General features: G+C 40.9%; 8 protein-coding genes. 1 reads left to right on the top strand and 7 read right to left on the bottom strand.

Going from position 1 to position 13,290, the window contains the following annotated elements; genetic code table 11:
- Positions 1–27: 27 nt before the first annotated feature.
- From FXV77_RS03485 to FXV77_RS03455, 7 genes are all read right to left on the bottom strand, one after another.
- A complete protein-coding gene (locus FXV77_RS03485; RefSeq protein ID WP_148917783.1) occupies positions 28–1,110 on the bottom strand; it encodes an HU domain-containing protein in 1,083 nt (360 codons plus the stop codon).
- A 40-nt stretch (positions 1,111–1,150) separates the two neighbouring features.
- On the bottom strand, positions 1,151–2,887 hold the full coding sequence (locus FXV77_RS03480; RefSeq protein ID WP_148917782.1) for a porin family protein: 1,737 nt from the start codon (positions 2,885–2,887) through the stop codon (positions 1,151–1,153).
- 15 nt (positions 2,888–2,902) lie between these two features.
- Entirely contained in the window at positions 2,903–5,932 is a 3,030-nt protein-coding gene (locus FXV77_RS03475; RefSeq protein ID WP_148917781.1) for a tetratricopeptide repeat protein, read from the bottom strand.
- Between the two features lie 223 nt (positions 5,933–6,155).
- Positions 6,156–7,094, bottom strand: coding sequence for an aspartate carbamoyltransferase catalytic subunit (locus tag FXV77_RS03470; protein ID WP_148917780.1), 939 nt, complete (start codon positions 7,092–7,094; stop codon positions 6,156–6,158).
- A gap of 22 nt (positions 7,095–7,116) precedes the next feature.
- A complete protein-coding gene (gene pyrR, locus FXV77_RS03465; RefSeq protein ID WP_148917779.1) occupies positions 7,117–7,662 on the bottom strand; it encodes a bifunctional pyr operon transcriptional regulator/uracil phosphoribosyltransferase PyrR in 546 nt (181 codons plus the stop codon).
- A gap of 51 nt (positions 7,663–7,713) precedes the next feature.
- Positions 7,714–10,743: a glycosyltransferase family 117 protein gene (locus FXV77_RS03460; protein WP_148917778.1), complete on the bottom strand. Its 3,030-nt coding sequence runs from the start codon at positions 10,741–10,743 to the stop codon at positions 7,714–7,716.
- A gap of 379 nt (positions 10,744–11,122) precedes the next feature.
- Positions 11,123–11,563, bottom strand: a complete 441-nt coding sequence (locus FXV77_RS03455; RefSeq protein WP_148917777.1) for an immunoglobulin-like domain-containing protein — start codon at positions 11,561–11,563, stop codon at positions 11,123–11,125.
- Between the two features lie 733 nt (positions 11,564–12,296).
- Between FXV77_RS03455 and FXV77_RS03450 the strand changes: the two genes are divergently transcribed.
- A complete protein-coding gene (locus FXV77_RS03450) occupies positions 12,297–13,142 on the top strand; it encodes an RteC domain-containing protein (protein WP_002993297.1) in 846 nt (281 codons plus the stop codon).
- Positions 13,143–13,290 lie beyond the last annotated feature (148 nt).

The following is a 13,290-nucleotide window of genomic DNA, read 5'->3' as shown; positions in this document are numbered from 1 at the left end:
ATATTTGTTATCGGGTTTATTTACTTTTTATTTAATCTGATCTGGCCAAGCATCCCTAATATGGTGCCTTTGCACATATTTTAATGCGGAATCTGCGTCCTGTTTCGTTTCATAAGAATCCCAAATTACTTTCTTGCGATTCTTCGCCAAGTTGCTCGGAATCACCCTTACCTTCGGGAATCCGGCTTTATTGTAGGATTCTGCTTGTTCATAAGCTTGTGCCAACGTTTTATGTGAACCTATCACAATCTGCCAAGTGTGATGTTCAGGAACCAACAGTTCCTTCATTTTTGCTTTTATTTCGGCGCTATCTATATTATTTTGTGCCAGTGAGTCGGCGACAAGCGCGGAATCCCCCACAAGTGAAAGCGAGGTTGTGTCTTGATCACGCAGATTCGAATCGACAGTTGGCACAGGTACCTGTCCACGTGATTCTTCCGGTTGGTTTTGGTTTGCGAAATACAAGGCTACCATAATACCCAGCGCGATCAACACGATAATGATGTACCACATGGTGTTACTGCGGGATGTCGGCGCTTCCTCTTCATCAGCAACCTCGGGTTCTACAATATCGGCTGCAACAGGTTGCTCTATATCGGCTGCTTGTATTTCCTCCTGCGACGTATCTTCAACAACAATCGGAGTCCCCTCCTCCGCAGGTGGTGCCACATCCTCTTGCTCCGGTTCCGGTGTTTCCTCTTTTACAGATTGCGGTTGACCGGCTATTGCTTCTACAGGTTCATAATGGAAACCCGACAAATCCAATGCTTTGAACACATAACTGTCTCCATAGCTTACCAAATGTCCCAAGTCGTCTAGTTTCGCCTGGCCATCTTCTTGTACACGACGGAGCAAGTCCGCCACTTGTGATGCTACTGCTTCTTCTGCTTCCCTTCGGTCGATGAGCTGGAGCTGCTGTATATATTGGATAAAATCGTATCCTTGATTACTTGTTCGATCGAAATCAATATAAGTAATAGGCGGAAGATAGACATTCCGTTTCTCATCATACGTTGCTGGCGTATGGTTCCGCTTAAAAGAGCCTAACCCTTCTACATATACTTCGGGTTGTCTCTTTAACAGATTATAAACGTTTTTACCTAAATTCATCCTATTTTCTATTAACTTACAAAGTTATAATGTTCTGCGCTTAAAATGAAAAATTTAAACCACCGAGCACGTTAAATCCGAGTTTCGGATAATATAAATATGTTTGATATTCGGTATTGAACATATTATTTGCTTTCACAAATAAGCCCAGTTGTTTTGTCGCTTTATACTCTGCCCCTGCACTCAGGTCAAAAAAAGAAGGCACTTCTTTTCTATAATAATCCTCTGCTGAGATGACAACTCCTGTGGCATCGTAATCAAATGTTTTTCCATAGGAAACACCGTGGAATAGTGCTTCAGCATCTATATATAATTTTTCGGAGATGTTGAAGCGCGCATTTGCGGCCAACCGTAATTTAGGCGTATGCCAAGCTTCTTCTTGCTGTGCAGTTGTATATTGGTCTATATTCAAACGGCCTCCCAGATTCACCAACGAAGAAAGACGCACATTAAGCTCTCCTTCGATACCGAAGTGCTTCACCGCCTTATCACCATCGCCATCATACACCAGATCAAACTGGAAAGGCGTCCCCATATTGTTCACGAACAACGGCATGCCCTCCAATTGCCTGTATATAGCTTTTACTTTGTAGCCAAATGTCGCTCCTGCATTTCCTTTGATCCCTCCAAAAAAGTGTAAACGTTCGACCATGTTCTGAATGGCTAGGTTTGGACCTAAAAACGGATTTTGCCTGGCAAATTCCCGATACGACGCCTTTTTCACACCGCCGTTTACCCCACCGAAAATATGAAAATATTCTGGCGCCAACGCGAAGTCCACTTCCGCAGACGGGAAAATATTGAAGCTTGTGCTATCGCCAAATTCCGGAATAAAGTTCGCCCCCAATGTAATGGCGTAGTTGTCTCCTTTAAAACGGATGTATGGATTTAAAATAGCTAATGAATTCTTTGTCCGTCCACCATTGGCCATATTGTTCGTACCATCGACACTATTTATGTCCACACTTACATTGGCACCCACATTAAAAGCATTCACGCGCTTATTTAAGTAAGCGGATAGCGCAACAGATGTTTCTTTCGCATCAAACTTATCACTGAACGAGTAGGCATCCAACTTTGCCGAATAGCTAATTGCTTGGTCATCATTCGGATCGTAGTTACTGGTTAACTCACCGGTAAAATAGATATCGTTGAACGCTTGGCTCTCGGGTGATGGGTTTAAGGTCGTCATGCCGTCATTCGCCAGCGGTATTCCGTAAAAGTTGGTGGCATAGCGGTTATAACCAACTAGACCATCTACCGTAAATAAGGGTAGAATTCGTCTGCCGAATACACCGACTTCCTGACGTGAAAATTTTTGTCCTTCCAGACTTCCTTTTTGGCTTAAATGTTTTAGGAAACCACCTACCTGCATATCCTCATACTCATCATAAGAGAAATAACCTTCGCCCAAGATGGTATTGAAATTCCCTAAGCCAAACTTCACGTAATTGCTTCGGAGATCTTGTGCTTGTGAAAAAGGTGTTTCCTGGACATTTAGTTCTTTTAATCCCGTGTTGATGTCCAGCTTTTTATCCGGTATATTTCCATAAGACAGTTTTGGCATGTAACTGCGCTTGTTTGTCATATCCGGACTGCGGCGAATCTTGACCGCGTCAGCAAGAATAGGTCTATAATCACGGACGATATCAAAAGAATCGATCGTTACCGGTCTGTCAGGAACAGTATCCCGCTGCTGTGCATATCCCTCCACACCTATACCAAGTAACAACGCCATAACAGCGTAATTCTTAAATATTGTTTTATGCTTCATCATTCTTTCCTATTCTTGTTATTTCAATTTTTGTAAACGAGACTTGGCTTCTTTTAGCACGTCATCCTCTTCATTATCGTAATTATCTATTACACTTTCCAATGTTGATTTCGCCTGGAAAGCATCCCCTTTACCCGTGTAGGCATCTGCCATCAGAATAAATCCTTTTGCCACCCAATAGTCATAGGAAGAGAAGGTATTAGAAATATCAAACGCCGACTCGATTGCTTTATCGTATTGCTTTGCTTTCAATTGTTGCTCTCCCACGAGATATCTTGCTTCTGCCCCCGTAATCGTGTTACTCTTCAATGCAGCCAAATTAAACTCCTTAAGCGCTTCCGCCGGCTTATTGGTCGCCACATACGCTTTACCAGAATAAAGATGTGCAAGGGCAATATCTTCTTCGGAAGATTTATCGTGTTCTTTTACCAATTTCGCATAATTCTGTGTTTCCACATAGTCGCCAATATTATAAAAACTGACCAGCAGGTTATTGATGGCAAAACCATAATTCGACTTATACTCGGAGGTCAGTTCCAGTTTTCGCAATACCTGCACAGCCTCGTTATATGTCTTCTTGTTCAGATGTAATCTGGAAACGCTAACCAACGTTTGTTCGGTATAGGCACTTGTCCAATCGTTCATGATAATATTAAAATCATGAAGAGCTTCATTGTCCTTACCTAACCGTGCATAGCTTTCTCCTCGGATAAAGCGCGCATGTTTTTCCTGAATGGGTTTCGGAAATTTATCAAAATAAGCATTGATCGCTTCTACTGCCCCTTGATAATTACCTCTATCAAATAGTGTTTTTGCTACACTAAAGGTATGTGCATCTTGTTCTGCTGTACTCAAATCACCGATATTGGTACTCGTAGCATAACGAATATACCCCGTAGCATCTCCTTTATCAAGATAAATATTCTCTATAGAACGCATAGCTTGCTGTGCTTCATCGGTTATAGCATATTGGTCTACTACACGCTGAAAAGTCTTTAATGCGGCGTCGTTATCATTTTTGTTATATTGCACCAACCCAATCGTCACTAGCGCACGCGGCACATAACTACTACGTGGATAATCTTCTACCATCTCCTGTAATCCATCAATTGCACGGTCATGGTCTCCCATCAAGAAATAGGTATAAGGAATCTCAAAAGCCACATCATCGGCATAGTTTGATTTTGGATATTTCTGCACAACAGAATTTAATGTGGCGATTTTCGTATTGTTATCCCCCTGTAATCCCTGTATAATTCCTCTTTGGAACAATGCGTAATCTTGACTTGCCGCATTAGAACTTATCAAACGGTTGTATTGCTCCATGGCCTTACCATAGTTTTTCATACCGAAATAAGAATCTGCTAGACGAGCAATAGCGTCGTTGCGTGTATTCAGTTCTATTCCCTCTTTACCGCCTGTTGCCAAGAAGCGTTCAAAATAATTAGCGGCAGTATTATAACGATCGTTACGAAACGCCGCATAAGCTAATGCATAATTAGCATAACTATAGACATCTGTTTTACGCGCCGCCGGCAGTTGCATGAACTTGTTAAAGTTGGCTACAGATTCGCCATACTTACGTACCTCGTACATCGCTTCTGCTTTCCAATACAACGCCAAAGCGTATATCTCTTCATCATATCGGTTGGCTTCGGAACGCATAAACAGCGAGATGGCATTCTCAAAAGCACGTTCGTTGTAGAACTCTAGTCCGCGATAATAGGTTACCTTCTGGTAGGCTGCATTTGCTTCCCGTCCACGCTTGCCGATACTTTCCAAAATATCGACCGCAGCACGGTAGTTTTTCGTACTCAACAACACCTCCGCCAATAAGGTTTTAGCTTCTTCCAAACGTGTTGAACGCGGGTATGTATCTAAGTATTCCTGCGTCGCATCCAATGCCACCTGGTGAAATTCTAACTCGTAAGACAGCTTTGCGTAATTAAAAAGTCCTTCTTCTTTCAGTTCTGGATCAAAATCCAATTTGGAAGCCCTAAAAAAAGCGTTCCGCGCACTCTGCTTATTTCCGGTTTTCAAAAAAGCATCCCCCAGCGTAATCATCGCACTTTGGTAATAGGCATCTGGTTCACTCAGCTTTTCAAATTCGCTGATGGCTTTGTCATAGTCTTTTAGCCTGTAGGCAATATAACCAATCTGATAGCTATCTTGGTTGTTTTGCGTCTTACCCTGATCTTGGGCTTGAAATTTATCGTAATAATTTTTTGATTTTTCTAAATCTCCTTTGATAAAATAGGTTGCCGCTACAATACGGAAAAGCTCCGTTTCATTCTCTTGCTTGGTACGGTCCAGAATGGGCAAAGCATAGTTTAGTACATCATCATAGCGCTTGTCCAAAAAGTAAAGCGCCGTAATATAATAAGGATAGCTGTTTTCATAGGTTTTCGAACCCTCTAATCGCTCAAACTCATTTAGTGCAGTCTTATATTCTGCATCTAAATAACTCAAATACGCATAGTAGTATATAGATGCTTCTTGATACGGGCCACTTTCGTCTTTTAATCGCTCAAATAATGGTTTGGAAGCCTCGTACTCATCGGTCATAAATTTTGCGTAAGCGAGTTTGAAGCGATATTCTACATTCTCCGCTCCTGCTAAATTTTTACTATCAATTTTCTCAAACCACTCAATGGCCTTGGTATAGTCTTTTTTCGCATAATACGATCGACCTATCTGAAAATAGGCCGCTTTAGAATTTGCACTAGCCGGATAGTCTTTAATATATTTCAAAAAACGGGATTCGGCATTGGAATCGCCTAGTTCTAGTGCACAGATTGCCTGATAAAAGCGAACATTTTCTTTGATCAGGGTAAGTTCCTCCGTTTCGTCCAGTTGCAAGGTGGATTTAGTCCGGATGTCTTCGACCCGATCAAACTGCTTTGCTGCAGAGCTAAATTTCCCTCTTTCAAACAACTCCATTCCGGATTTGTACGCATTGTTTATCTGTTGCCAAGCCGTTTGTTGCCCAAACGCAGTAGCCCCCATTAAACTCAATGCCACTCCTACACCATAAATTTTCTTATTCATACTGATGAATTATTCAACAACTAAATCTTCGCATTATACATAAAAAACGCCTTATCTCAAGGCTCAATTCTTCAGGATACTAAATTATAACTAAACTTTCACGTTTTCCTCAAAAGTTCTTAACATCTGTTGGTAACCATGCATTTATAACGAACTTTTTACCCAAAAAATATGCCCAACTTCTAAAAGTCGGGCATATTTTTATTTTTTCAAATTTTACATCCTATCCCCGTTGGCCAGCAAGCAAATAAAGCACGGCCATACGCACCGCCACTCCGTTTTCTACCTGTTCCAGAATAATGGAGTGTTTGCTGTCCGCCACATCCGATGTAATCTCCACCCCCCGGTTGATCGGCCCGGGATGCATAATCGTAATCTCTTTGTCTAAGGAATCCAGTATTTCTTTATTGAGACCATAAAGCATAGAATATTCGCGCAAGGAAGGAAAATAGCCTATATCCTGCCGCTCGAGCTGAATACGCAGCATATTAGCAACATCACACCACTGCAAAGCCTGACGTAAATTATGTTCTACCTTCACGCCGAGGGAGCTGATATATTTCGGAATAAGTGTTGTTGGACCACATACCATTACCTCCGCTCCTTGCTTTTGCAGGCAAAGGATATTCGACAAAGCAACACGTGAGTGCAGTATATCGCCAATGATAGCCACTTTTCGTCCTGCGACATCGCCAAACCGTTCCCGAATAGAAAAAGAGTCGAGCAACGCCTGTGTAGGATGTTCATGAGCACCGTCTCCGGCATTAACAATCTGTGCATCGATATGTTTGCTCAGAAAAACACCAGCTCCTGCATACGGATGGCGCATGACAATCATATCGACTTTCATTGCCAGGATATTATTCACCGTATCGATTAGCGTTTCGCCTTTGCTAACGGACGAAGAGGACGCTGCAAAATTAATAGTATCAGCGGAAAGACGCTTTTCTGCCAATTCAAACGATAAACGTGTGCGTGTAGAATTTTCGAAAAACACATTCGCTATGGTAATGTCCCGTAAGGAAGGTACTTTCTTTATCGGGCGATTTAATACTTCCTTAAAATTTGCTGCTGTATCTAAGATAAGTTGAATATCATTTTCATTCAAGTCCTTTATTCCTAGAAGATGTCTTGTACTTAGCTGCTCAATTGTAGTTGACATGTTGTGAAAATTTTTTCCCGCTTTATTTCTTTTCCGTAATCAGCACAATGCTATCCGCCTCGTCAATATCCTGCCAGCTCACAATCACTTTTTGTGAATCTATGGAATCTACCTGTATTCCGATATAGTCCGGCTGAATAGGTATTTGGCGAGAAAAACGACGGTCGACAAGCACCAGAAGTTCCATTTTTCCCGGTCTACCGAAAGCCTGCATGGCATCCATAGCCGAACGAATAGTTCGTCCGGTCCAAAGCACATCATCAATCAAAATAACGTTTTTATCATCCACCATAAAGTCGATGTCGGTACTATTTGCCGCCAACGGATTAGCCCCCTTCATCCGAAAGTCATCCCGGTAAAACGTAATATCTAAAATACCGAGTTGCACCTCCACACCGGTCATCGCTTTAAGTTCCTTTTGAATACGTTTCGCCAAATAGGTACCACGAGGTTGAATCCCCATAAGCACAGCATTGGAAAAATCGCCATGATTTTCAATCAGTTGTTGGCATAGACGCTTAATTGTTATCTGAAATTTAGCTCCTTCTAATAAAATGGATTGTTTCATTATGGGAATATTTAAGCAAAAATAACGTATTTTTTTGGGCTTTCCCGATTTTTATTCACCTGCTTGTTCAAAAAAATGCCTGTACGTATTGAATAATTCATCGACTTGCTTTTGCAACTCCGGCTGGTTGACTTCATCCAACATTTGTTTGTATCGCTGAATCGAGGCCAAACCAAAACGCATATTCCGATATTCCAGATTAGATTTTGTTTGTGCTATCGCTTCGTAATAGGCCATGTTTTCGCGAATAAAAGCTATGTTTCGTTGTGTGATTTCGTTAGCTTTAGCAGTTTCACCCACCTCATACATCGCACCCAGCAGCGGAACGTAACCCATTACCTCCGACATAAGGAAGGCTCTTTTCGGCATATTTTCATAAGCATCTAGCACTAATTCCTTCGCTTTGTCCGTTTCTCCCGCCGATAGTAACTGCTGTGCTGTTTGACCATATATCGAGCCCACATACATACTGATATAACGATAGGAATCAGGATCAATATACGCCGCATTGCCAAGATTTCCCCATGAAAATTTATTCATCACATTGTCGTAAATCTGATCTATATTCTCGACTGTAGAGGGATCCCCTTCTTGCAACCCAAAATCCACCGGCATCAAACGATAAGCAAAACCTTCGTTCACCAGGTACCTATCCAACCCCATATAATTGCTTTCTGGCGTCGTAATCGTATAATATATAGGGCGTTTCCAATTATTGTTGGCAAGAATGGCTAACATGGAAAGCTCCGCCCGGCTTGCATAGTTCTGGCTGTATGTCCAACGCATCGTATCTACAATAGCAGATTCCCATTCCTTAGGCACAACATTATTGGCTAATACCGCTTGTTTATCCACGGTCAATTCCATCTTCTTGGTCGGCAATACATTAACAAACTCACCACTTTGCAACTGCGCTTTATTCTGCGGGTTGTCGGATAACATCACCTTCAGGAGGTCTTGTACTGGAACGTATCCCGGAATATTATAATCTTGGTAATAAATGACATCACGCACCCCATCTTTAATCAATTCTGGATCAATATTGATCGGCAGCGCGTCGGCATCATTTACCTTCTTCATCATCTGTTTCATATACCAATCGGCACTAAGCAAACTCAAATTGACGACACGAACGTCTGTACGGAAACCCTCCACTTCTTGCACGTACCATAGTGGATAAGTATCGTTATCACCGTAACTGAACAAAATGGCATTTGGTGCACAGGATTCCAGATAATTTCGGGCCATATCACGGGCTAAGGATTTTTCCGAACGATTGTGATCGTTATAATTCTGCGCAATCAGGATGACAGGACCTGCCAATACACCCACGATTGCTGCGGTATATCCTGCAACCTTAACATTTGTCTTCTTTCTGAGGAAATCTGCAATCGCCATAACGCCTAATCCGATCCAGATACTGAATGCATAGAACGAACCAGCATAAGCATAGTCTCGCTCACGTGGCTGCAGTGGATTTTGGTTCAAGTAAAGCACAATGGCAATACCTGTAAAGAAAAACAATAGCCCGACTACGCCGGCATCACGTTGTCGCTTACCGAAATGCCAAAAAGCGCCTAGTAACCCTAGTATAAGGGGGAGGAAAAAGTAAGTATTGCGGGATGGGTCTGTTTTTGCGGAAGCAGGCAAGACATCTTGTCCGCCGACAAGCATGTTATCGATCGGCTTAACACCACTGATCCAGTTTCCTTCCGTAAAGGAGCCATGCCCTTGCTGGTCATTTTGACGACCGGCAAAATTCCACAGAAAATAACGTCCATACATGTGTCCTATCTGGTAACCAAAGAAAAACTTTACATTGTCGGCAAACGTCGGTGTTTCATTTGGCCCCAACCCGAGATATTCCCGATAATATTCGGGATGCCCTCCTTTATCGCTATAAATTCGAGGAAATATGGTTTCTCTATCATAACTGTATACCGGATTACGTTTGGCAACCACATATTTGTCGCCGTCTTTCCGATATACTTTCTTGCCATCCTCTACTCCAGTTGGACGTGCATCAAAGAATTTTCCTTTAAAGAGAGGCTCATCACCATACTGCTCCCGGTTCAAATAGCTGAGAAAAGAAAAAGCATTATCGGGATCGCTATTATTTAAAGTAGGGTTAGCTTTTGCCCGAATCATAATCATGGCAAAAGAACTGTATCCCAAAATAATAAAAGCCGTACTGATCATGGCAATGTTCAGGATATATTTATTCTTTTTGGTTGAATAGTAAATACCATAAGCCAATCCACCAACAAGCAATAGAATAAAAAAGGCAAGTCCTGAGCCAAAACCTAAACCGAGCGTGTTTACAAAAAACAAATCAAAATAAGCTGCAATTTTAACCGAGAATTGTATAACGCCCCACAGGATAAAACCCAACACTACTACCCCTAAAGCCAATGCTTTAAAAATACCTGCTCCAGTACTTTGTTTTGTTTTGCGGAAATAAATAACCAGAGCAATAGCTGGAATAACCAGCAAGTTCAGCAAATGCACCCCAATAGACAATCCCATCACATACGCTATAAGGATGAGCCATTTATCTGCTTGCGGCTCATCTGCACGCGCTTCCCATTTCAAAATTGCCCAGAATACAACAGCGGTACAGAGGGAAGACATGGCGTACACCTCCGATTCCACAGCAGAAAACCAAAACGTATCTGTAAAGGCATACGCTAGCGCTCCCACCACACCAGAAGCCATCACCAAAAACAGTTGTGCTTGGCTCAGCGCTGCCTCACGCGATGTTCCGACAAATACTTTACGCGCTAAGGCGGTAATCGTCCAAAACAGAAAGAGAATCGTCAAACCACTACAGACAACAGACCCTATATTCATCCAAAATGCAATCCGGGAAGTATCCCCCATCGCTAAATTGGAAAATAGATTTTGTATCATGAGAAACAGCGGGGCACCCGGTTGGTGCACAATCTGCATTTTAAAAGCCGAGGCAATAAATTCACCACAATCCCACCAACTCACCGTGCGTTCTACCGTCATGACATATACTATCGTCGCGATGACCGCACATATCCATCCCAAAAGGTTATTGATCTTCTTGTAATCCATTCTATACTAGATAAGGTTATTCTAAATATGCTCCGAAAATAAGGAATACTAACCGACTATTAAACATTATTTGCACATTTTAACGAAGTTTGTTACAAACAATAACGCCGAGACGTCGTGTATCATACCTCACCTTAAAAAATATTTCACTGAGAATCAGTCCGGATATAGGAAATTAGACATTTTTTTTTGTAAGTTTTAAAAACTGCCGTATATTTGCATCGTCAAAACAGAAACAAGCTGTTTAGACAAGAGTTTGTCCCATAGTATAAGGGTAGTACAAGTGATTTTGGTTCATTTAGTCTTGGTTCGAATCCAGGTGGGACAACAAAAAAGAGCGCAGATTTTGCGCTCTTTTTTGTTTTTTAATACGTTGTAATTACCTGCGCGTCGTGCTCCTCACTCCCTTAATGCGAAATTCGGCATAGACCCTAAATTCTTTTTTTGTTTCTTGATAGTCAGACTTTAGGTAGTATTTAGCAATTCTATATTTCCCAACTTTATAATCTATTTCTTCAGTAAAAAGGTCCTTTTCGTACGTATAAAAAACTGAAGGCGAGAAGTTATAGTTTATATCCTCGAAAGCTTGCGCAGGCGACACTTTTATCCATCGATCATTTTCATAACGCTCAATCCAATAATGCAATCCCGCCAATATAGTTTCCTGCGTATTATTTGTCATGGTCACTTCTACTATCTCCGGGAGTTCGGAGAGATTAAAAACATTCGGTTTCACCAATAACGTTACGGTTTCCTCTTGTATTGGAGTGCTACTCGATAAAAAAATCGTGGAAATAATAAGTAAAATAAACTTTTTCATATACTCTTTTTCACCAATATTAATAAATCCAACTGCATTTTATCATTATTTTTTCGCAAAGTTTGAACTAAAACCAATTTCTGTCATAAACGATTTGAGATTTCATTAAAGCGTTATTTCTCGGCATAACGAGAGCACTTTATTGCTTCATATCGGAATAGAACCCACCCATTCCATCGCTGTGAGACAAATTTTATTAAAATAAAAAAAGGAGAAAGTAGTTAACTACTTTCTCCTTAAGTCGGGGTGGCAGGACGAATCTGCGCACACTCAAATATCTATATGTCAATATGTTGACTTTCTTTAAAAAGAACTACTCACCGTTTAACTCACATATAATTTGTGATTCGATGTTGCAAATTTAATCATTTAATTTGATTGAGCAATACAATTTGGTGATTTTTGATTTAAACCTCAAAATCACTAAAGCGATTTTTCTGGCTCATTTTTTCAAATAAAAAGATTAACAAGGTTCAAAGTTATATAATAAAGCAATCAGACTTAAAGTCTCTTTATATCCGTTAAATTTGCGTTTACTAAAGGGGCTTTTCAAAGTCATTTCATACTGAATATTTATAAAATAATCTCCACAGTTGGGTGAGATTTATGGCAAAAATCTTCCCACAGGTGGGGTGAACTTGGGTAAAGGTATCACTTAATATAATGATGTTTGTGTATTAATTAGGGATAAACTGAATTTGAAATTCGGTATTGATCACAAAAATTATGGGCTATGCAGCATTCTTTACACACCATTATTTTAGAGATACATAATAAGGAAGATAAGATTTTATCACAGAGCAAAAGGTTGATTGATGAGGCTTATGAAATGACCTTGTATCTACAAGACCTGTTATTTGAGGTCAAGAAATATATTGCTAAAAAGGGCTTTCAAAATGATGGGGAAGAAATAAAATTCTTCCGAACCATCAAACCCCAAATACTTGGAAAACTCATCTACTACAATAAAATTTACCGGATTGAAACGACCTGTCCGGTCAGCAACGGCAAAATGTATTACAGTTACTTTTCGACTCAATTAGCCAATCTTAAAAGAGAGTACATTGAGCATATCTGCAATTCAGATTTTTATAGGTACTATCGTTCGGGGCGTACGGACCGTGACGACACCTATTTCAAAAGAGGCAACATAAATTACCACGACGGTCTGAACAGTATCGTCTTTGAAATTGATCCCGAATTTTCTACTTTCTACGATTACAAGACCGCAAGGATTATCGCCAACGAATTGCTTTATACCTATCTGCTGACGAAAATCAATCCAGATGAAAATCCCGATGCTATTTTACAAAAGCCGGAAAACGCCAAAGATATTTTTTGGACAGAAAGCAAAAACGCACTTGTCGAATTGATATATGCCCTGTATGCTTCGGCAGCAGTTTCGCACGGTAAAACCGGTGTCCGAAAAATCAGTTTGATGTTCCAGATACTTTTTGGCATTACGCTCGGTGACCTGCACCACGCATTCCACAGAATGAAAACCCGAAGCGGTTCCCGAACGGCATTCTTGGACCAGCTTAAAACTTCATTGGAAGAATATATGGATAAAGACCTTTAACCCAATGCAGGTCTTTTGTTCAGGGCAGTGCATTGTTGTGTACTGCTTTTTTGTTTATACCATAAGCCAATGTATGTCAATTGGCAAATGATGGTATAAACCATCTCCTAAATACTCGAAATTCTTTTTAAGCCCTACCAAACAAGGG

It is taken from the genome of Sphingobacterium phlebotomi (assembly GCF_008180195.1).
In the GTDB taxonomy this organism is placed as follows: domain Bacteria; phylum Bacteroidota; class Bacteroidia; order Sphingobacteriales; family Sphingobacteriaceae; genus Sphingobacterium; species Sphingobacterium phlebotomi.
This window is presented reverse-complemented; position numbering and strand designations above follow the sequence as displayed.